At 47.5% G+C, this 20,716-nt stretch carries 18 protein-coding genes; 9 read left to right on the top strand and 9 right to left on the bottom strand.

Going from position 1 to position 20,716, the window contains the following annotated elements; all coding sequences use genetic code 11:
• Window positions 1-145: 145 nt before the first annotated feature.
• From ACBZ72_05085 to ACBZ72_05075, 3 genes are all read left to right on the top strand, one after another.
• Window positions 146-2,215, top strand: a complete 2,070-nt coding sequence (locus tag ACBZ72_05085; protein ID XES78250.1) for an exosortase/archaeosortase family protein — start codon at window positions 146-148, stop codon at window positions 2,213-2,215.
• Window positions 2,216-2,363: 148 nt separating this feature from the next.
• Window positions 2,364-3,395, top strand: a complete 1,032-nt coding sequence (locus tag ACBZ72_05080; GenBank protein XES78249.1) for a hypothetical protein — start codon at window positions 2,364-2,366, stop codon at window positions 3,393-3,395.
• Window positions 3,396-3,528: 133 nt separating this feature from the next.
• The gene (locus ACBZ72_05075) at window positions 3,529-4,461 is read left to right on the top strand and encodes an SDR family NAD(P)-dependent oxidoreductase (protein ID XES78248.1); all 933 of its coding nucleotides are present in this window, start codon (window positions 3,529-3,531) and stop codon (window positions 4,459-4,461) included.
• Between the two features lie 158 nt (window positions 4,462-4,619).
• Here the strand turns inward: ACBZ72_05075 and ACBZ72_05070 are convergent, their stop codons facing one another.
• The 7 genes from ACBZ72_05070 to ACBZ72_05040 all read right to left on the bottom strand — a co-directional run bounded on the left by ACBZ72_05070 (window position 4,620) and on the right by ACBZ72_05040 (window position 10,856).
• Window positions 4,620-5,147 (bottom strand): hypothetical protein, encoded by a 528-nt coding sequence (locus tag ACBZ72_05070; GenBank protein ID XES78247.1) that lies wholly within the window; start codon window positions 5,145-5,147, stop codon window positions 4,620-4,622.
• A 393-nt stretch (window positions 5,148-5,540) separates the two neighbouring features.
• Entirely contained in the window at window positions 5,541-5,888 is a 348-nt protein-coding gene (locus ACBZ72_05065; protein ID XES78246.1) for a zinc-ribbon domain-containing protein, read from the bottom strand.
• Between the two features lie 88 nt (window positions 5,889-5,976).
• Window positions 5,977-6,330, bottom strand: coding sequence for a hypothetical protein (locus ACBZ72_05060; protein XES78245.1), 354 nt, complete (start codon window positions 6,328-6,330; stop codon window positions 5,977-5,979).
• An 81-nt stretch (window positions 6,331-6,411) separates the two neighbouring features.
• On the bottom strand, window positions 6,412-7,539 hold the full coding sequence (dnaJ, locus tag ACBZ72_05055) for a molecular chaperone DnaJ (protein XES78244.1): 1,128 nt from the start codon (window positions 7,537-7,539) through the stop codon (window positions 6,412-6,414).
• Between the two features lie 58 nt (window positions 7,540-7,597).
• Complete coding sequence (gene dnaK, locus ACBZ72_05050) at window positions 7,598-9,511, bottom strand: molecular chaperone DnaK (protein XES78243.1); 1,914 nt, start codon at window positions 9,509-9,511, stop codon at window positions 7,598-7,600.
• Complete coding sequence (locus ACBZ72_05045; protein ID XES78242.1) at window positions 9,498-10,052, bottom strand: nucleotide exchange factor GrpE; 555 nt, start codon at window positions 10,050-10,052, stop codon at window positions 9,498-9,500. Before ACBZ72_05045 ends, dnaK begins: the two co-directional genes overlap by 14 nt.
• Window positions 10,053-10,205: 153 nt before the next feature.
• Entirely contained in the window at window positions 10,206-10,856 is a 651-nt protein-coding gene (locus ACBZ72_05040) for a DUF996 domain-containing protein (protein ID XES78241.1), read from the bottom strand.
• Between the two features lie 250 nt (window positions 10,857-11,106).
• Between ACBZ72_05040 and gatD the strand changes: the two genes are divergently transcribed.
• From gatD to ACBZ72_05020, 4 genes are all read left to right on the top strand, one after another.
• On the top strand, window positions 11,107-12,459 hold the full coding sequence (gene gatD, locus ACBZ72_05035) for a Glu-tRNA(Gln) amidotransferase subunit GatD (GenBank protein ID XES78240.1): 1,353 nt from the start codon (window positions 11,107-11,109) through the stop codon (window positions 12,457-12,459).
• 1 nt (window position 12,460) lies between these two features.
• Complete coding sequence (gene gatE / locus ACBZ72_05030; protein XES78239.1) at window positions 12,461-14,356, top strand: Glu-tRNA(Gln) amidotransferase subunit GatE; 1,896 nt, start codon at window positions 12,461-12,463, stop codon at window positions 14,354-14,356.
• Window positions 14,357-14,530: 174 nt separating this feature from the next.
• Entirely contained in the window at window positions 14,531-15,001 is a 471-nt protein-coding gene (locus ACBZ72_05025) for a hypothetical protein (protein ID XES78238.1), read from the top strand.
• Window positions 14,998-15,510, top strand: coding sequence for a hypothetical protein (locus ACBZ72_05020; GenBank protein XES78237.1), 513 nt, complete (start codon window positions 14,998-15,000; stop codon window positions 15,508-15,510). The genes ACBZ72_05025 and ACBZ72_05020 overlap by 4 nt, the downstream gene beginning before the upstream one ends.
• A gap of 24 nt (window positions 15,511-15,534) precedes the next feature.
• Here ACBZ72_05020 and ACBZ72_05015 read toward each other — a convergent pair whose 3' ends face one another.
• On the bottom strand, window positions 15,535-16,194 hold the full coding sequence (locus tag ACBZ72_05015) for a hypothetical protein (protein XES78236.1): 660 nt from the start codon (window positions 16,192-16,194) through the stop codon (window positions 15,535-15,537).
• 69 nt (window positions 16,195-16,263) lie between these two features.
• Window positions 16,264-16,797, bottom strand: coding sequence for an HdeD family acid-resistance protein (locus ACBZ72_05010; GenBank protein XES78235.1), 534 nt, complete (start codon window positions 16,795-16,797; stop codon window positions 16,264-16,266).
• Window positions 16,798-17,333: 536 nt separating this feature from the next.
• On the opposite strand from ACBZ72_05010, the gene ACBZ72_05005 reads away from it, so the two are divergent.
• The gene (locus tag ACBZ72_05005; GenBank protein XES78234.1) at window positions 17,334-18,857 is read left to right on the top strand and encodes a phenylalanine--tRNA ligase subunit alpha; all 1,524 of its coding nucleotides are present in this window, start codon (window positions 17,334-17,336) and stop codon (window positions 18,855-18,857) included.
• A 2-nt stretch (window positions 18,858-18,859) separates the two neighbouring features.
• The gene (gene pheT, locus ACBZ72_05000; protein XES78233.1) at window positions 18,860-20,569 is read left to right on the top strand and encodes a phenylalanine--tRNA ligase subunit beta; all 1,710 of its coding nucleotides are present in this window, start codon (window positions 18,860-18,862) and stop codon (window positions 20,567-20,569) included.
• The last annotated feature ends 147 nt before the right edge of the window (window positions 20,570-20,716 follow it).

Here is a 20,716-nt window from a genome sequence, read left to right as displayed (position 1 = left end):
ATTTGCAGACGTACCCATGTATTATTGAGGCAAACGGCGTTTACGTGCTTCCTTTTTTTGGTGATATAGAAAACAGTAGGGAAAATCCATCAAATATAAATCAATCGACCTAACTCATTAAATCTATTAACTTGCGTGTTTCCTGATGCAACCCTCTAAACCTCAATTCGGAAAGATAGCTTCAGCGATAACTCAGCATAGAGTAGCTGTTGCCCTCAAGTTTTCAGTAATAGCTACAGCAGTAATCGCGTTGTATTTTGAAGATTTAACTTTGGTTTTCAAAGGAGCTTTAGTTGACGAATCGTCATTCCATATACTCGCTATCCCTCTCCTCTTCGCTTATTTGTTGATAAGAAAAAGAAAAATGATAAATGCCTCCCTCAAGTCCCATGTGAATCAGGCGGGCGGGATTGGGCAATATCTTAGCCCTCTTGCAGGGATATCTTTGTGTGCAGTGGCCATACTTGTATATTGGTATGGGAGCTACACGTTCATACCGTTAGAGTACCACATGTTTACCCTACCGTTTCTGACGGCGGGTTTAACTCTTTTACTGTTTAACTTTCAAACTCTAAAACAGCTTCTTTTTCCCATAGCCTTTCTTACTTTCCTTGCGCCTCCGCCAGTTGAAATTCTCTACGGCGTTGGTTCTGCTTTGGCAAACATCAGTGCCTCAGCCTCTAACGCTTTAGCAAACTTGTTTGGGCTGGGGACAACGTTATCAACTAATTATGGGAGCCCCATTATTACCCTCACTCGACCAGACAATTCAGTTATACAGTTCAGTGTGGATGTTGCTTGCTCAGGAATCTACAGCATAATCGGCTTCATTATATTCGCTTTGTTCATCGCGTACATAACACGTGGCAAATTTCTCAACAAAGCCGCCGTCATAATAATGGGGATTCCATTAATTATAGCGCTTAACATAATTCGCATCACAACCATTTTAGGAATCGGCTACGGCTACGGTGAAGCCTTAGCGCTGGAAGTCTTTCACGCTGTAGGTGCCACTGTCCTCATGTTTATCGGTACCCTGATACTGCTTGCAGTAACGGAGAAAGTCTTCAAAAAACCTGCGCCTCCAGAGCCCTGTCCAACGTGCACTCCTACACCCGCGAATCCTGTTCGGCCTTTCTGCATTAACTGCGGAAAACTTTTCAAGTATCCCCAAACTAAGATAACTCGTTTTGATATGGCGAAAATTGTGGGAATACTCGCTGTAGTTGTAATGCTTCTGTCAATTCAAACACCCGTCTTTGCCTTGACTCAAGGACCCGCTCAGGTAATATATGAAACCCCAAATGGTATAGAAGTCGACACCACCAACTCAATGCTGCCTGAGATACCTGGTTATACTTTGAACTACATCTATCGCGATACCGCCTTTGAGGAGCTTGCTGGTCAAGATGCTTCAGTTGTTTACGCCTATAATCCTATTGATAGATCGAAGTCAACTATTTGGACGACTCTAGAAATCGCGCCTAGCGTTTCATCCGAGCACAGGTGGGAGACCTGTCTCATCAATTTTCCTCTTAGCCAAGGTCAACAGGCGAGCGTAGATCAGCTTGACCTTCGGGATGTTCAAATTCAAGAGAACCCGCCCATCACGGCTCGTTATTTTGCTTTTGAATACAAAAGCACCAACCAAATTCAAGTTGTCCTCTACTGGTACGAAACCGCTGCATTCAACGTGAATGGAACAACGCAGACTAAAAGCATAAAAATTAGCTTAGTTGTTTACCCGTCATCTGTGGATGGTGTGTCTGCAGCTGAAGATGAAGAATTCCCCATAGCAGTGGCAATCAACAATCATTGGCAGCCTATAAAAACTTGGACTGGTGTAGCCTTAGCATTAAGCCAAAATGGTCTTTCTCTATCAATTGTAGCCAGCGCAATTCTGGTGTTACTTGTTCTTTACGGTATTTACTTGGATTACCGGACAAGGCAGTCGTTGGCGAATCTCTACAATAAACTTCCCACAAAGGAGCAGCAACTTGTTCAAGCCGTTGCCAAAACAAAGCGAATTAAAAATCTAACAATTCACGATATCGCTAAACAGTATGAAGCTATCTCGCAGGAGTCCATTTCTGACGATGAGCTAACCCACCGACTTGAAGAGATAGAAAAAACAGGCTTAATTAAGCAGGTGCTTGTTAACAAGAGCGATACGCCGACATTTGTCTGGAGAAGCCAGGTACTCAACTACCTTTAGTTCCCATTTTGAAGCTGTTGCCTTTTTCAGCTTCTATTTTTGTTCTTTATTAGACTTTGAGTTTACAAGTGTATATCGATTTTTGATTTATATCAAATGCAGAAACTTCTGTTATATGGCGAAAGTTCTCTGAATAAACACGATTGCTATGATAAATCACAAACTTGAAACTTTAACCATCTTACTTATCTTAACAATTGCAGTGAGTGCGGTGCCTTGTGTTTGGGCTGCTTCAACCTACTCTATGACTGTGAGTTATTCCACCTCCGACAAGGAGCCAATTCTGGAACCTCCTGTCCTTCAATACATCGATGCGTCTGGAAAAAGCCAAGACTTCACCCTCACCCAAACGCCGACCAAGATTGACATGAAGAAAAACAGTGAGTGGTCAATAACCCCCAAAGGAACAATAACTGTTTCGGCATCTGAGCGGTGGGTCAGCAGTAACAAAACGTGGAGTGGAAAAACTCCCTCAAGCGGCGGTTCCGACACCAACATTTGGGTTTACACTCACCAATACAAGGTCACCTTCAATGTTGACCCTCTCAAAGGCGGCTCTACGGAACCCACTGGCGAAGTATGGTATGCGGCTGACTCAAGCGGTAATCCCTTATCCGCTTCACCCAACACAAACTATGCCTTCAAGGTGTGGAAAGCAACCAAGTCAATTTCCATCGCCGACCCCGAGTCCAGCCACACGACCTTCCGTGTCTATGGTGCAGGCGAAATAACCGCACTCTTTCAAACAGAAACCGCTGCAGCTGAAACTGCCCTAAACATCACCTGTACCCCAACAACCGTTGACACAAACGGAAACATGCAAACAACCCTAACAGGAAAACTAACACTTGCAAGCAACAGCAACATCGGTATTTCTGGAAAAACCATCACACTCAGCTACTTTGACGGTGCCTCCTGGAACACAATCTCCACAGTTACAACAGGCGTTCAAGGCAGCTACACCTTTGACTGGCAAGTTCCAGCTACCCTGCCTTACGGTTTTCACCCCGTCAAAGCCACATTCGCCGGCGACTGTCAATATGAACCTCAAGAAGCCATAACAACCGAGGGTTCTGAGGGTATATTTGTGTTGCCTGAATACGCTTTAGGCGCGTTTGCCGCGTTGGCTGCCTGTTTTGCTGCGTTGACAGTTTTTTCAGTGCGGAAAACAAAGCAGTAAAACTGGCCTAAGGTTACCCTTGGTCTAAGCTTTCTTTATTTTTTCAGTATTTTTTTGTTTATGTATGCTGAATTTTTTTTGTCTTGATTGTACGCCAAAAAAGTTTAATCGTCTACCCGCAGATAAGCTATCGATGTGTATGAAGAACGTTTTAGTTACTGGCGGAGCTGGCTTTATCGGCTCCAATCTGGTGCCGTTGCTTATCCAAAAGGGCTACCACGTAACCGTTTTTGATAACTTAACAACAGGAAAACTTGAGAACCTCTCCAAAAGTCAAGGCGAAACAACTTTTCGTTTCGTAAAGGGCGACATACGCAACCCCCAAGACCTAAACAACGCCCTCTTAGGTATCGATGCAGTGGTTCATCTGGCTGCCCTCATCGACGTAACCGCGTCAGTCCAAAACCCCGAATTAAATAACGCAGTTAACGTCGCAGGAACACTTAACGTTCTTCAGCAATCTACAAAACAAGGCGTTAAAAAGCTTGTTTTTGCGTCTTCAACCGCTGTTTATGGTGACGTTAAAACTCTGCCGGTTACGGAAACTACTTCTTTGCATCCTCTTTCTCCTTATGCTGCTTCGAAGGCTGCTGGTGAAGCTTATTGTCAAGCCTTCCACCGATGCTATGGCATTGGGGCGGTGTCTTTGCGGTTTTTCAACGTTTACGGTCCTAAAAACGAGAACAGCCCCTACAGTGGTGTCATCACAAAGTTTCTTCGTAAAGCAAAAGACGGGAAAGCTTTAACTGTGGAGGGTGACGGTGAGCAAACTCGTGATTTCATTCACGTTAGTGATATTGCTCAAGCTTTAGCTTTGGCGTTAGAAGCCAAGGACGTGGGTGGCGAGGTTTTTAACGTGTGTACGGGGCAACCCACAAGTATCAACGACTTAGTTGGTGCGTTAAGTGTGGTAACTCAGCGTGAACTTGATGTTGTGCATGGCCCACCCCGCATAGGCGATATACGTTTCAGTTACGGGGATGCCTCTAAAGCCTCCATACAGCTTGGGTTTAATGCAAAAGTTACTTTGCAAGAAGGGTTAGCCAATCTGGTAGCTAACTCCTAACTTGCAATCTCAACCACGTCAGGTGTACCTTTTAGCTCCCCTTTTTTGACGAGGAGAGGGGTAAGGGCGCCTTCCTCCTTTCTCCATCATGCATTGAGCCGCTAAAGGCTTAAAAGGGATATTTCGTGTCCAGAAATATGTCGGGGAAGGTTCCGCTTTTATAGGGGGACATTTTTTAGGTATCTGTTCCAGAGGTAGGCGGCTGCGTAGCCGGCGGATATGCCGCTTCCAGTTGCAACGAAAATAACCAGAGCTGACATCATAGGTGTTAACTCGGGTGGTGCGAGTTCAATGATTTTGCCGTATACGGCAATGATGTAGTAGCTTGTGAAGCCGATTATGGCTGTGCTAAAAGCCATGGCAAGAATGATTCGATTTCTGTTTGCGCCTTCTTTTGTTGGGTATGCTTTGCAGGCGATGAAGAACAAATCGACTAGAACTCCATAGAGGAGAGTAAAAATGAAGGTGAAGGGACCAAATGCTGGTCGCGCCAGTGCAGACATGGCGCCTCCGATTAAGCCTACATATGTGGCTCCTGCTCTGCCTACAAAAAGCGTTGCCAACGCAAGAATGACGGCTTGAACGACGATGAGCAAATAGTTAATTGGGGGTGGCACGAAGAAGTTGGTGACAAATATTATTGAGCTAAACAGTGCGGTTATGAATACTCGTTTGGCTTTGTGCACGCGTCCCCGTCCTTGCGGTATGAATAGATGTTTCACCTAAAAAACCTTAAGACAAACATGGTCTAATCACTAGCATACTTCCCCAAACTTTCGCTTTTTTGGTATGCGGTTATTTTGAGGTTTTGACAAGCGGGGTGCACGTCTATTGCTGCTATCTCTTCGTCTCGTGACGAAGCCTCTTTTTTAAGTTTTTTTAGCGACAAGCGTTAGGTTGATGCCTTCGTATTTTCATAGTTCTATCTTAATTGGCTTCAGGTAGGTAGGCTACGTTTTGATAGCCTCCTTCCCCTCTACTTTTCTGCTTTGTTTCTATGCCTAGAACCTGCAAAAGCCGCAACAGACCGCGTCTACCAATGCGCTTACTGAAGGTCCCTACATCGTGGAGACCTGGGTTTAGTTGCCTTCAGTTGGTTTAGCAGGTTCTGTTTCGGAGAGGTTTTTGCCACATTTAAAGCAGTAAGTAGCGTTAGCTACGTTTTTTTCTCCACAGTTAGGGCAAACAATAGGTTCCTTGTAAACTGTTTTCTGCACGTTATCCTTTGCGGTTTTGAAGGCTTCCTGGACCTGTTTTGCTGCTATACTGAAGGCTTTTTCCATCTCTATGCTCATTTTGGTGAGTGCTTCCCTCATTTCGTCGGAGGGTGTTGCGGATGGAGGTTCAATTCTTGCTTTAGTGCCGCAGTTGGGGCAGAAACCGGCGTTTTGAGGTATTTCTTTTCCACAATTAGAACAATAAACCATAGGCTTCCCTGCACTGGGATTGTTGGTTTGGCAATTTAAGTTTTACCTACATCTCGAAAAGAAAAAAAGAAATTTTATAGGTTTGGTTTTAAAACGTCAAACTCCAAATTGCGAAGCCTGCAAGTTCAAAGAGAAACGTGATTACTACAAAGATTAGTATCGCTATTACGCTTATGACGAACGCCTTGAGCCAGCCGCAGTCAAAGAAGTGTTTAACCAAGCCAAGCCAAATTAGCAGCACGATGATGCTTGAAATCCAGCCGATGAAGAAGTATTCGATGATGCCTGCAATGACGGTTCCTAACACGACTATCCAGATGGCGTCAGTGAATTTTGCCTTATTGCCGCCAACCAATATTCTGCCCGAAATCCACAGAACCGGTGTCAACACAAGGATTCTGATTACCAGCGATATCAACAATACGTCTAAGTTTATAGCCATATTATAATTCACAATTCCCTTCTATTTGCTGTTTCTGCTTTAAAATTTTTCCGTACCCTTGGGGGGGTGGACTTTTAGAGTCTAAAAAAAGCGGTGCTTTTTCTGCTGTATGTCCTCGCCGAATTCTTTGGCTAATTGGTCTAACAGTTCCCGTTGCTTGCCTGTGAGTTTTTCTGGTACTGCTATACCTACTTGAATAAGCAAGTCGCCTTTGCCGTAGCCGCGGAATCTTGGCATTCCCTTGCCCTTTAGCCGTATTACGTCGCCTACCTGGGTTCCTGCTTTGATTTTAAGCGGGGCTGGTCCCTCAAGGGTGGGCACCTGAACTTCAGTGCCTAATGCTGCCTGTGGAAAACCAATCATCAAAACGTAGTGCAGGTCGTCCCCGTTACGTACAAACAGGTCATTGGGTAATATGTGAACCAACACGTAGAGGTCACCCGCTTCGCCTCCGTATTCAGCCATGTCACCTTCGCCGCGAAGCCGTAGCTGATAGCCCTCGTCAATACCGACGGGAACCGTTACCGTGATTTTCCTGCGTTTTTTAACTAACCCTGACCCGTTGCAGTTCTTGCATGGTATTTCGATTATCTTTCCTTTTCCCTTACATTGTGGGCAAGGAGTAACTTGAACAAACGTGCCAAACATGCTTTGCCGCCTGTTTTGAACTCTGCCTGCTCCGCTGCATCGGGGACAAGTTGTCGGCTGCGTTCCCGGTGCGGCTCCGGACCCACCGCAGACCTCGCATTGTTCAGTTCGTGGAATCTCAATTTCTTTTTGGATGCCTTGAGCAGCTTCTTCTAACGTAATGCTCATTTCGTAAAGCAGGTCTTGTCCTCGGTTAACACGTTGTCCGCCGTAGTCTCCGCCTCCAAAACCTCCTCCGAAGAACATGCGGAAAATATCACTGAATCCTCCGCCTACGTCACGGAAGATGTCGTTAAAGTCAGCGCCTCGGAAGATGTCTTCCTGCGTGTATTGCTGGTCAAAGCCTGAGTGGCCCAGCGTGTCGTACTTTTGCCGCTTTTGGTCGTCGGAAAGAACTGCGTAAGCTTCCGAGATTTCTTTAAATTTGTCTTCAGCTTCAGGGGCTTTGTTGCGGTCTGGGTGATACTGCATAGCCAGTTTTCGATAAGCATCTTTAATTTGGTCTTTTGATGCATCTCTGGATAAACCCAGAACTTCGTAGTAGTCTCTTTTCTCTGCCATACCAATTTACCGCGATTAACAAAAGGAAGAAAAAGGTAGATTAAGACTGTTTCGCTTGTTACTTCACTTTGTAATCTTCAGAATCGACAACTTTGTCGCCTGAAGACTGCTCCTGACCGGGATGTCCTTGTTGTTGTCCTGGTTGTTCCTGCGTTTGTGGTCCTGCTTGTTCGCCTTGAGCCTGTTGCTGTGCCTGTGCTTGAGCAGCTGCTTGCTGGTAAATCACTGTGCCAACTTCCTGAAGCACCTTGCCTAACTCGTCAGTTTTCTCTTTGATGGCGGTTAAGTCTGCCTTTGCCAGTGCGTCTTTTAGTGCATTAACAGCGGTGTCAATTTTGCCACTTTGCTCAGAGGTGAGTTTGTCCGCTAAGTCCTTCTTGGTTTTCTCCGCAGTGTAAACCATGCTGTCAGCGCTGTTTCGCAGTTCGGCTTCTTCCCTTTTCTTCTTGTCTTGGTCTGCGAACTGCTCGGCTTCTTTAACCATCCGTTCTTTGTCTTCTTTGGAGAGCCTGCTTGAGGCGGTTATGCGGATGCGGTTTTCTTTGCCTGTTCCTCGGTCTTTTGCAGTGACGTTGAGCATGCCATTGGCGTCGATGTCAAAAATTACTTCGATTTGGGGCACGCCTCTGGGTGAGGGTGGAATGCCTTCTAAGTTGAACATGCCCAGCGAAACGTTGTCTGCTGACATTTGTCGTTCGCCTTGCAGTACATGGATGGTTACGGCGGTTTGGAAGTCTGCGGCGGTTGTGAAAACCTGTGACTTCTTGGTAGGGATGGTGGTGTTTTTGTCGATGACTTTGGTGAAGATGCCGCCCATGGTTTCCACACCCAACGAAAGGGGCGTAACATCTAACAGGAGAATATCGTGGACCTCGCCTGTGAGGACTGCGCCTTGTATGGATGCTCCTATGGCGACGCATTCCATGGGGTCTAAGCCGCGTTCTGGTGATTTGCCCAAAATCTGCTCCACAAACCGTTGAACCAAGGGCATACGGGTCATGCCGCCAATTAAAATGATTTTATCTACAGTTTGTGGGGTTAGCTTTGCGTCTTCAAGGGCTTTAAGGATGGTGCGTTCAGTTTTTTGCACAATGGGTTGAGCTAAGGCTTCCAGTTTGGTTCGGGTTAAGGTGAGGTGAAGGTGTTGAGGTCCAGCGTTGGTTGCCGTTAAGAAGGGAAGGTCGATGTCGGTGGTTGTGAGCGTGGTTAATTCGATTTTGGCTTTTTCTGCCGCTTCCTTAAGTCTGGCAGTCGCCATTTGGTCGTTGGTTACGTCAACACCCGTTTGACGTTTGAATTCTTCAATAACGTAGCCCATGACTGCTTTGTCAACGTCGGTTCCGCCGAGTTGGGTGTCACCACTGGTGGATAAGACTTGGAAGACGCCTTTGCCAAAATCCATGACGGTTACGTCGTGGGTTCCGCCTCCGAAGCTGAAAACCAAAATTTTCATTTCTTTTTCCAGCTTGTCAATACCATAGGCAAGGCACGCGGCTGTTGGTTCGTTGATTATGCGCATAACTTCAAAGCCCGCGATTTCGCCAGCGTCTTTGGTTGCTTGCCTTTGGTTATCATCGAAGTGGGCGGGAACCGTTATGACGGCTTTGTTGACTGGGGTGCCCAGATAGGTTTCAGCGTCTTTCTTGATTTTTTGAAGGATAAAGGCGCTGATTTGTTGGGGCGTGTATTCTTTGCCGTTCATGGTTACTTTTTGTTTTGTTCCCATTTTCCGTTTAATTTCAAAAATGGTTCCATTAGGGTTGGCGGTGGCTTGACGTTTGGCAGGTTCCCCAACTAAAAGTTGCCCGTCTTTGGTGAAAGCAACCACTGAGGGGAACATTTTGCCCGCCATTGTTGGTCCCTCTGCGCTGGGAATCACGGTGGGTCTGCCGTTCTCGTAGATGGCTGCTGCTGAGTTTGTTGTTCCAAGGTCGATTCCTAAAATTTTTTCTCCCGTTTTAGGTTGACTCATTTTTCTTTTCCTCTTTATTTTGTGACTGCGCTTTTTTTACTGCTACTTTGACTATACTTGGTCGTATTACTTTCTCTTTCATCTGGTAGCCTTTTCTGACTTCCTCAGTTACCATACACACTTCTACGTCTTCGCGTTCTTCGGCTGCGATGGCGTTGTGTCTGGTGGGGTCAAAAGGCTTTCCGACGCTTTCTATTGGAGTGACTCCTTCTAGTTCAAGAACTTTTCGCAACCGCTTCAGCGTCATCTGGACCCCTTCAATCAGCGCTTGAGCTGTTTGAGCGGTCTGTGCGGTTTTGATGGCCAACTCCAACTCGTCCACCACATCAAGTAACTGTATAACTAGGCGTTCATTGCTATATTGACTGACTTCCTCTATTTGTCGGTCACACCGTTTGCGCATGTTCTCAAAATCTGCCTGCAAATACTTTAGACGCGTCAAGTATTCTTCACTGCGTTTCTTTTCCAGCAGTATTTGGTCTTCTAAATCGTTTTTTTGCTGCTTGTTTTGTTCTTCCACTCCATTTTTATTGTGACACATAACGTTGACCGCCTTTTGGCTCACCTCTTTTTAGCGATGAAGAAAAATATAGGTTTTGCTCGTGAATTAATGTTTGTTGAATGGTTTAATGATTTGTAGGTTGTTCTGTGGGTGAGTGTAAGAAGAAAAAAAGAGTTGATTGGTTCAACTCAGCTACATGGGGGGTATATTTTCGGTCGGCATTGAAGGTTGAGGTGGCGGCGGACGGGTCTGGAAGAACGCTATCGCAAGCAGAAGCATTGCGACCCACACAAGCACTGCCCCTATGAAGATTATGGTTAGGACTGCGCCGATTAGCAGAATGGTTCCTGTGGTGCCGAATAAGCCGATGCCTGTTTTTGCTGAAAGCATAGTTAAGGATTTTCGGTAGAAAATTGCCATGATTATTGTTACAATGAATACAATTACAACGACTGCGAAGATTATTCCAAGAAAGGGTGAGAAGTCACCAATGGCCAAGTTTGATGTGTCTGGGGTCATGTTTGGAAGAGTGGTCCAATCGCCATTCCAAGTGGGGTATATTTTCTCCAAAAGTTCTGGTAGCATGCTGATTGCTGCCCATGCTGCAACGACGACTGCGACGATTCCGCCGACTATGCCTACGATGGTTCCGTAAAGAATGTTGTTGAAGATGCCTGCTTCCCTGTAGTATTGAGCTAACCCGTATGCGCCGATAAGTAAGAGTATGAAGCCTATGAGTCCTAATACGCCAGTTGCGAATCCTGTTGCTGCGCCAACAATTGGACTTACGAAAAGCAGTATTGCGCCGACTCCGCTTAGATTTTTGCTCGTTTCAAAGTTCACTCTCTGTTTCCTCCGTTCCTTCTGTTTCGAAGGTTTACTCTTAAAAATTTTGCTATGCTAGAACTGCAACATTTGGTGTTATTTAATTTTTTGGCGGTAAAACGTGAACAAATTTCCAATCAGGGCATTACTGTTTCGTGCGTTTGTGTTTTTGGGTTTAGATTGGTTATTAAGGGCTGAGCACAAAATACATTATGTGCGGTTGAGTTAAAGCCGCTAAACTACATTAACAGGTTTGAAGGAAGCAGGCATGAGTCAAACTGAGGAGAATTTAGGTTACAAAGGCAAAGCATTAGCCGCCATAACAAAAGCCGAATGTGCAGTGGGCGACCTTGTCCGCGTCAGCGACGAAGGCAAATCTTACGAGGGCATCCTGATTCCCCGCTCTGAATCCGGTGACGACACACACGTTGTTGTTAAAATGAAAAGCGGCTACAACATCGGCATCCGCCTCACCCCAACCGTGGTGATTGAGAAAATCGGCAAAGGCGCAAAACCTGCCTTCGCTTCGCCGCCGCTTCCTCCCCAACGAGCTGACCTGCCTAAAGTCGCGATTCTAAGCACTGGCGGAACAATCGCAAGCCGTGTTGACTACCGAACAGGCGCAGTGCGTTCAGCTATTTCTGCCAGCGACCTTTATGGGGTTGTTCCTGAACTTGCTGACCTTGCTCAGGTGGATACCCAGATTGTTTTCAGCGTCTACAGCGAGAACCTTAACCCCAAACATTGGGCACAAATGGCAAAAACCGCAGCCGAACACATCGAACATGGCGCGCAAGGCGTCATCATAGCCCACGGAACCGACACGATGGCGTATACTGCAGCTGCGTTGAGCTTTGCCCTGCAAAACCTGCCTGTTCCTGTGGTTGTGGTTGGAGCCCAAAGAAGTTCCGACCGTCCCAGCTCCGATGCGGCAACAAACCTCATCGGAGCAGTGAAAGCCGCCGCTTACGGACCCTTTGCTGAGGTCGCCATCGCGATGCACGAGACGGTTGCAGACACCTCCATCATCTTTAACCGTGGAACCCGCGTCCGCAAATGCCACACCAGCCGAAGAGACACCTTCAAACCCGTGAACGCCTCCCCCATCGCGCGAACCGAAAACGACACAGTCATCATGCTCACTGACCAATATCGAAAACGTGACCCCAACGCGAAGCTTGTCCTAAAACCTGATTTTTGCGAGAAGGTGGCTATGGTGAAGTTTTTCCCCGGCTTTGACCCTGCAGTCATCGATTGGTACGTGGAGCAAGGGTTTAGGGGGATTTTGCTTGAGGGCACGGGGCTTGGGCACGTGAGCAGCTCTTGCTTTAGCGCCATAGGAAACGCAGTTAAGCGCGGTGTGGTGGTTGCGTTGGCTTCTCAGTGTATTTGGGGGCGTGTTAACATGAACGTTTACGACACAGGACGCGACCTGCAGGGATTGGGCGTGATTCCAACCGATGACATGTTCCCCGAAACTGCGTTGGTTAAGCTTATGTGGACGCTTGGACAAACCAGCGACCCTCAAGAAGCCAAACGCCTCTTTAAAACCAGCGTTGCAGGGGAGTTTTCGCCGCGGACGCTTCCTCAAGAACCAACCATCACGGAAGGAGGGCAATAAAATGGCAATTGATTACGCTAAAGTGGGCTTAAAAGTGGGGTTAGAAATCCACCAGCAACTGGCAACCAAAGAGAAACTGTTCTGCAGTTGTCCGCCTCTGCTGTTTAAGGAGGACCCCTCAATCGTGTTCCTGCGTAGGTTGCGTCCCACCCAGAGCGAACTGGGACAGATTGACCCCGCAGCGTACTTTGAATTCCAAAAGGGCGTGCGGGTTCTTTATGAAGCCAACCGAGACTCCGCCTGCCTTGTGGAGATGGATGAGGAGCCTCCGCACCCGATGAACTTGGAGGCTGTGGAAGTGGTGCTTACTGCGGCGTTGCTGATGAACATGAAGCCCATCGACGAGGTGCATGTTATGCGCAAGACGGTCATTGACGGATCCAACACGACGGGTTTTCAGCGCACCAGCATCATCGCGTTGGCTGGGTGGATAAAAGTCGGCGACAAAACCATCCCCATGCAGGCTGCAAGCCTTGAAGAAGATGCCGCCCGCAAAACAGGCACCGAAGCCGACGGCAAAATCATCCGCTACCGCATCGACCGCCTAGGCATTCCCCTGATTGAGGTGGCGACGGCGCCCGTGATTTATTCGCCTCAGGAAGCGCAGGAAGTGGCGTTGACGATTGGGCGGATTTTGCGCGACACCGGCAAAGTCATGCGCGGTTTAGGCACCATCCGACAGGACCTCAACGTTTCCTTGCCAAACGGCGCCCTCATCGAAATTAAGGGCGTTCAAGCACTAGAACTCATAAGCACCGTCGTCGAATACGAAGTTATGCGGCAGTTAGGCTTGATTGCCGTCAAAGACGAACTTACCGCTAAAGGAGTCAAACCCGCGGACATCAAAGAAGACATCGTGGACGTAGCGGGCATCTTTCAGAGCACGAAATCAAAGGTCATCCGCAAAGCTATCGACAGAAAACAAGCTGTCAAAGCCCTAAAGCTGGCGGGTTTTGCTGGGGTTTTGGGACGAGAGTTAATGCCTAACTTCCGTGTCGGCACCGAGTTGTCAGACCGCGCTAAGTTCTGGGGCAGAGTTGGCGGTATATTTCACACTGACGAAATGCCAAACTACGGCATAACCGCCGAGGAAGTGGCTGCCGTCCGAGCTGCTGTTGCTGCTGAAGAGGGCGACGCAGTGGTTTTTGTGGCTGACACTGCTGAGAACACCGTGGACGCGTTGAAGGCTGTTGCTGAACGGGCGCGGGAGCTGCTTTTGGGTGTTCCCGCGGAGACCCGCACCGCCAAAGACGACGGCACCACAAGGTACATGCGCCCCCGTCCAGGCGCCGCACGAATGTATCCTGAAACGGACATCCCGCCCACACAGATTACCCAAGAGCTTGTAGAGCATATCCGAGCGAACCTGCCTGAATCCGCCGAAAACAAGCAAAAACGCCTCATAACCCAATACGGCTTAAACGACAAGCTGGCAAAGCAGATTTTGGACTCCGAATACACTCTGCTGTTTGAAGCCATCGTGCAGGAAAGCGGCGTTGCAGCCACCACGGTTGCGGTCTTCTTAACGGAGAGCCTTAAAGCGCTCAAACGCGACGGCGTACCCGTGGAGAACGTTTCGGACCAGCAGATAAAAGACCTCTTCTACAACGTTGGCAGGGGCGAGTTGGCTAAGGAGGCAACGGCGGATGTTTTCAGCTGGCTTTCCAAGAACCCCGACCGAAGTGTGGAGGAAGCGATGGCGGTTTTGGGCTTTAAGATGCTCTCCGCCGCCGAGTTGAACCAGCTGGTTGATGAGGTTATCTTCACCAATAAGGCTGCTGTTGAGAAGCAGGGCAAGGGCGCGTTTGGGTTGGTTATGGGTTTGGTTATGAAGCAAGCCCGAGGTAAAGCCAGCCCCGAAGCTGTCAGCAAGCTTGTCAAGCAGAAGCTACCTTAACCTTTTCTTTTTGTTTTTTGCGCGGTGGGGTGTACCGTCAGGTTTTGACATGTTTGTGTTATAAATCCTAAAATGCTCTGCATGCAAGTAGTAGCATGGGATATGCGTTGCAGCAACGTCAGTAAACAAACGGGCGTTTTAACCATATTCTACCATTGACAAGGATTAACCGTTATGAACCGCATCGAAGCCCGCATAAAAACTCCCTTCGGCGAAGTCGTCATCCAAGGCGACACCCCCCAAGAAATCCTAAACATGCTCCAATCCGTCCCCGAAAACTTTGTGGAAACCCTCTCAGACTTCGTTTCCAGCCGTCTGACCCCCAGCGGCGCCCAACTCAAAGGCATCGTAGAACTCACAACCGAAGGTCCCGTCATCGTCACCCGCGAAAAACTCACCCACTACGAAAACGTTGGTCTTGTTCTTTATGCCTCCGACGAACGCAAAAACACCGCCAGCCAAATCCAAAAACTTCTTGAAAGCAGCGGCATAAAAAGCATGGTTCCCGCCCGCCTCAACGAAATGACCAAACGCGGACAAGTCTTCAAACCTGACCCCGCCAAACCCGAATTCAAACTGACCATCCAAGGCGAAAAATGGGTTGAAGAAGAAATTCTCACCAAACTCCGAGGAAAAATGAGTTGATAACCCCACCTGACAAAGTGCACGTTCAAGTAAGCTTTCATGGCTCAGAGGAGAGCTTTGAGGGCACGGCGCAAGAGACATGGCTTTTGCTTGGAAAATTTTTCAACCAGTTCCTTCCATCCTTGGAAGTTGCAAACACCTTGCTGTTGAATGTGGATGTGGCGACTTTGGCACGGGACTGCGAGGGGTTGCTTGCTTTTTCTCCTGAAGGCGCCAACGTTTTGGTGCCCAAAAACAAGTTAACTGACAACGAAACGTTAGCTCTTTGGCTTTTGGCAAGCTACTTGGGACATAAACTGAACCTGCTGCAGGCTGGCAGTCTTTCCAAGGAGGAGCTGCAAACGAAGCTGGGTAAATCCAGCAAAATCACTAGCACCCGTTTAGGGGAGCTCGTGAAAACGGATTGGGTCACCAAAACCGCTGACGACCGCTTCATGATTACCACGTTTGGTGTTGTGCAGATGCAAAAAGATGTTCTTCCGCGGATTATTGCAAAAACAGGCATCTAAATAGCTTTCGCGGAGGCTCATGGGTTAGACTGCCCACAAAAAGTACGAGAGAACCAGAAAGGCAATGCCTATCCCCGCCATAGCTAACCCCAAAATCAGGCGGTACCTTCCTACGCTTTTTCCCAGTTGAAGTCCAAACCAAAACATCCAAATTGTGCCCACAATGTTTGAGACAAACCACGCGAGAATTTTCTCAGGTAAAACCAGAAAAGGTAACGCAAGCAGAAAACCAACCGCCACATAAATCAGAAGAATCGCTAACCACCCCCGTTTCTCCTCAGTGGTTAAAATTTCGTTATCTTCCAATTGGGCGTTTTTAACGTGGGTGATTATGTCGTTTGCTAGTGCGTCTTTTCCTTTTTCATCAAACGTGGCAACAAAGGTGCCGTCGAAGCTTTTCTTAACTGCCGCTAAGAGGGTTTCTCCCTCTTTTTCTCTGGTTACCGATTTTAGGAATATCAGTTTTTTGCGGAGATTGTTTCTTTCGATGGAGCTTGAAATCGCGTAAATGAATCCGTCGATAAATCCCCAACTGACACAAGCTCCAATGTTCACTGTCACGATGTAGAGAAAACCCGTGTTGAGGTCCGAGAGCGCCACGTAGCCGTTGATTATTATTACCATTACAACGGCAAATGCGGTTTCTCCGATTCGGTCCGTGTAAGAAAGGTATTTGGTAGGCAAATTTTTTGCCTCAAGCATCAATTGCCTATCAGCGTTTTCTTGATGATTTGTGTGTCTTTGGTTGGCTGCCTATCCGCCTATTCCAGCAGCCAAACTGTCAATGCCAATGAACAGGAAGGCTAACGATATGAACAACCCCAAGGTGACCACGCCTATCGAAGGATAGATAATTACCAGAGCAGCAAAGATAATCATCAAAATGCCCATTATTACCAGAAGCGCTCGCAATCCGCCACCAAGGTTTCCCGCCAAGCCTCCAAATGCCACTCGACCCAAACCGTAAACCAGCAACGCTATAGCCAAAAGAAGAATTAGCGTAACCGTGGCAATCCCCGGATAAACCAGAACCAACGCTCCAACAATGACGGCTAACACTCCAATGACCACGTTTGCTGAACGCGCCGAATCCGGTATTCCTCCTGAAAACGCTCCAGTTCCAATTCTTAAAATGCCAACAACAAGCAAGGCTATTCCAAAAACAAACACTAACGACACCGCGGCGGCTGCAGGGTAAATCAGAGTGTATACGGATATGCCGATGGCGAAAATGCCTAGAATTATTTCTAAAACGCGATAGCCTGTCGAAACATTTCTTGATTCCATCAGGAAAAAAACTCCTAAAACTGAGCTTGAACATTTTTTCAAACGTTTTAAAACTTAAAAAGGTATGTTACACTCAAATGTGACCACAACTGAACATTTTTCCAGTTCCCACAATTAAGCCACGTTGATTTTTCAATTGACCAAAGCTAACCATGCATGAAACACGCGCCACGTTAAAGAGTCCTTAAAAACACTTACAACCTCCATCAAAGCTCGGTCTTTGTTTTGTTTAAATCCACCCATAAATCAACCGCCGCCTCAATTCAGAAGCAGCACCCAACAAATCAAAGACCTACCTCTGCTGAGCCTTTTTTCGCCCTAACCAGTCAACCCCAACCTCGACCTGCCTTTCTTTGACGCGAAGAAAACCCAAATTGCAACCTGAAACAAAAAAGCAACCTGAAACACGTCAAACAGAAAAAAGGAGACCAAAGCGGCTTTTCATGGCTGAGCAGATTTTCATTTCATCAACACCCTTTTATTTTTCTCTGCAGAACTACATTACCAACTCGCATACGTTAACAAGGTAATGCTGCATGGTTGAGCTCAGGGAAAACGAAATTCGAATTCTTGCTGCACTGGATAAACTTGAAGGGCACGCGTCGGTGGAGCAACTTATGGCGGAATGCGAGCTTCCTGACGCGGCGGTTATGCGTGCGGCTCTTATTCTGCAAGAAAACGCCCTCGCCAAAGTTCACGCTAAGCCTCAGACTAAAATAAAACTCACCGAAGAAGGGAATATCCACGCTCAAAACGGTTTACCCGAAAGACGCCTAGTCAACGCTGTTTTTGCGTTAGGTGGAAAGGTCGACCTGCAGCAAGCGGCACAGGAAGCTGAACTTCCTAAACAGTTCGCTCAAATCGCGCTTGGGTGGACGCAACGTAAAAAATGGGCAACCTTTGACTCCAAAGCAGGCACCCTTCAAGTGGCTTTGGCGCCCAAAGAAGGCGCTGACGAGAAACTCCTCAACGTTCTGTGTGACAAGGAAGAGGTCTCCCTTGACAAGTTGCCTCTTGAACTCCAATCCGCGGTTGAGCCGCTGAAAAAACGCAAAGCTCTAATTGTGGAAGACAAAACTCAACGGCTTCTTGAACTAACCCAAGACGGCAAACAAGCCATAGACGCAGGAGCCGCTGAACTTACTGTAGGCCCCAAAGAAGTTACTCAAGTCACGCCTGAGCTTATAATCAAAGGCACCTGGCGCAATGTCCGCTTCCAAAAATACAACATTCAAGCTCCAGTCGCCAACGTTTGGCCCGGAAAAAAACATCCTTACCTAAGCTTTCTGGATGAGGTCCGCGCAAAACTGGTTACTTTGGGCTTTCAAGAAATGTCTGGAACCGCCGTTGAAACCGCCTTCTTCAACTTTGACGCCCTCTACACCCCCCAAGACCACCCTGCGAGGGAACAAGACGGCATTTACTACATTAAGAACCTCCAAAACGGAGACCTCACCAAATACGCACAGGCAGTTGAGCGCGTTAAAGCCACACACGAAAACGGCGACCAAACAGGCAGCACAGGTTGGGGCTACCAATACAGCAAACAAGAAGCCCAACGGCTGATTCTGCGTGGACACGGCACCTGCCTTAGCGCAAGAACCCTTCTCAAGAAAGGCTTACAGGTTCCCAGCCGCCACTTCAGCATCGCACGCGTTTACCGCCCCGAAGTGGTCGACAAAACCCACCTCTCCGAATTTAACCAAGTGGAAGGCATTGTGGTGGACGAAAACCTAACCCTCCGAGACTTGCTGGGTGTATTGGGCAAGTTCGCCCAAGAAATCGCGGGCGCAGACAAAATCCGCTTTAAACCCGACTATTTCCCCTTCACCGAGCCCAGCGTCGAATTAAGCGCCTACAAGGAAGGCTTTGGCTGGGTAGAATTTGGAGGCTCAGGAATTTTCCGCCCTGAAGTCACGCAGCCTCTTGGCGTGAAAGTCCCCGTTATTGCGTGGGGCTTAGGCGTGGACCGTTTGTTCATGATGCGTGCGGGCTTGGAGGATATTCGCAGCATATTTAGCCAAGACCTTGATTGGCTCAGGAGAAAACAGGTGACATAGACATGCCCACAATCGACATTGACGTAACCGAATTTGAACGGCTCCTTGGTAAAACCTACAACGGCGATATGGAGCAGCTTGACGACGATTTGGCATACGTGAAAAGCGAAGTGAAAGCCTACAACAAAACCGAAAACATCGCAAGCATCGAGCTCAAGGACACCAACCGCCCGGACCTGTGGAGTGTTGAAGGTTTAGCCAGAGGCATGCGTTGCTACCTAAAACTGGAGAGCGGTCCAAGAAATTACGTTGTTGGTGAACAAGCGTTAGATGTTACTGTGGATTCCAGATTGCGGCAAATTCGTCCGTTCATTGCTTGTTCAGTGATTAAGGGGATCAACCTAACTGACACAAGTATTCGTGGACTTATGCATTTGCAGGATAAACTGCATCGAACGTACGGCAGAAACCGTCAAAAAACCTCAATCGGCGTGTACTGCCTTGACCTCATTACTCCACCGTTGAGCTATACGGTGGCTGAACCAGACGCATTCAGTTTTGTGCCGTTAGGGTTCTCAGAAAAAATGACGCTTCGCGAAATCTTGGAACAGCACCCAAAAGGGCAAGAGTACAGCCACATTATCAAAAAGCATTCGCTCTACCCAATTTTTCTGGACTCTGAGCAGAAAGTTTTGTCTTTTCCCCCTATCATAAACTCTAACGACCTCGGTAAAGTAACTCAAGATACCCACAACCTGCTTATTGAAGTCACTGGAACCCTGCAGCAAGCCGTGCTTAACACTTTGATGCTGGTGACAACTGCCTTAATTGACCGTGGCGGCAAAGAATACTCTGTAACTATCCATTACCCCGCTGATTACCTGTGTCCTCAACAGACGGTTGTTACCCCAAATTTTGAGGACCGACATGTATCCCTTAACGTAGAGTATACCAACAAGCTGCTTGGTTTACACTTAAGCAGCGGCACAATTGCCCAGTTGCTTTTGACTGCAGGCTTAGGCGTTGGCAAAGTAACATCAGAAACAGTGAATGTGCTGGTTCCCTGCTACCGTGTTGACGTGATGCATCAAGTTGACCTCGTGGAAGACGTGGCAGTGGCGTACGGCTACAACAATATCGAGCCGCTATGGCGGGACCTGCCCACAACCGGTTCTTCTCAGCCACAACAGCGTATGATTAATGTTGTTCGTGAACTCATGGTCGGTTCAGGCTACCAAGAAGTGCTCAGCTATACGCTGACCAATCCCGAGAACCTCTTAACAAAAATGAACTGCCACCCCAAACAAACAGTGGGTCTTCTTAACCCTAAACTTGTAACCATGACCTGCCTGCGCAATTGGCTTTTGCCCGGTTTGCTAGAGTTTCTTAGCGTGAATCAATCCGTTGAGTTCCCTCAACGAATCTTCGAGTTAGGCAAAGTTACATTGCCTGACCAATCACAGGAGACAAAAACTGTAGACGAGGATAGGCTTGCGGCAGTCACTAGCCACGTGAATTCGGGGTTTAGCGAAATGAAAGCCTGTTTAGACGCCTTTTTCAGGAATTTGGGCTTAAATTGGAAAATACGCCCTGTAATTCACTCAAGCTTCCTTGAAGGGCGCGTTGGAGAAATAGTTGTGGAAAACGTGTCGATTGGAGTGCTTGGGGAGTTACACCCGATAGTGCTTGAAGCTTGGAAACTTGAGAATCCGGCTGTAGCTTTTGAGTTAAGTATGGAGCAAATTTTGAAATTCAAAAAAATTTCGCTTTAATTTTACTTGGGCAGTTGCTTTTCTCTTCTTTCTCTGTTTCCTGGCTAAGCGGTTATAGTCGATTTTGGAATAAACCTTTATAGGTAAACTAAGCCCATAAACAAAACGCGGGGTAAAAAGGAGATAACGAAGGCGGCTGAATATTTT

It is taken from the genome of Candidatus Bathyarchaeia archaeon, assembly GCA_041447175.1.
GTDB lineage: Archaea > Thermoproteota > Bathyarchaeia > Bathyarchaeales > Bathycorpusculaceae > JADGNF01.
The sequence above is the reverse complement of the archived record's forward strand: the minus strand, read 5'-3'. Positions and strand labels throughout refer to the sequence as shown.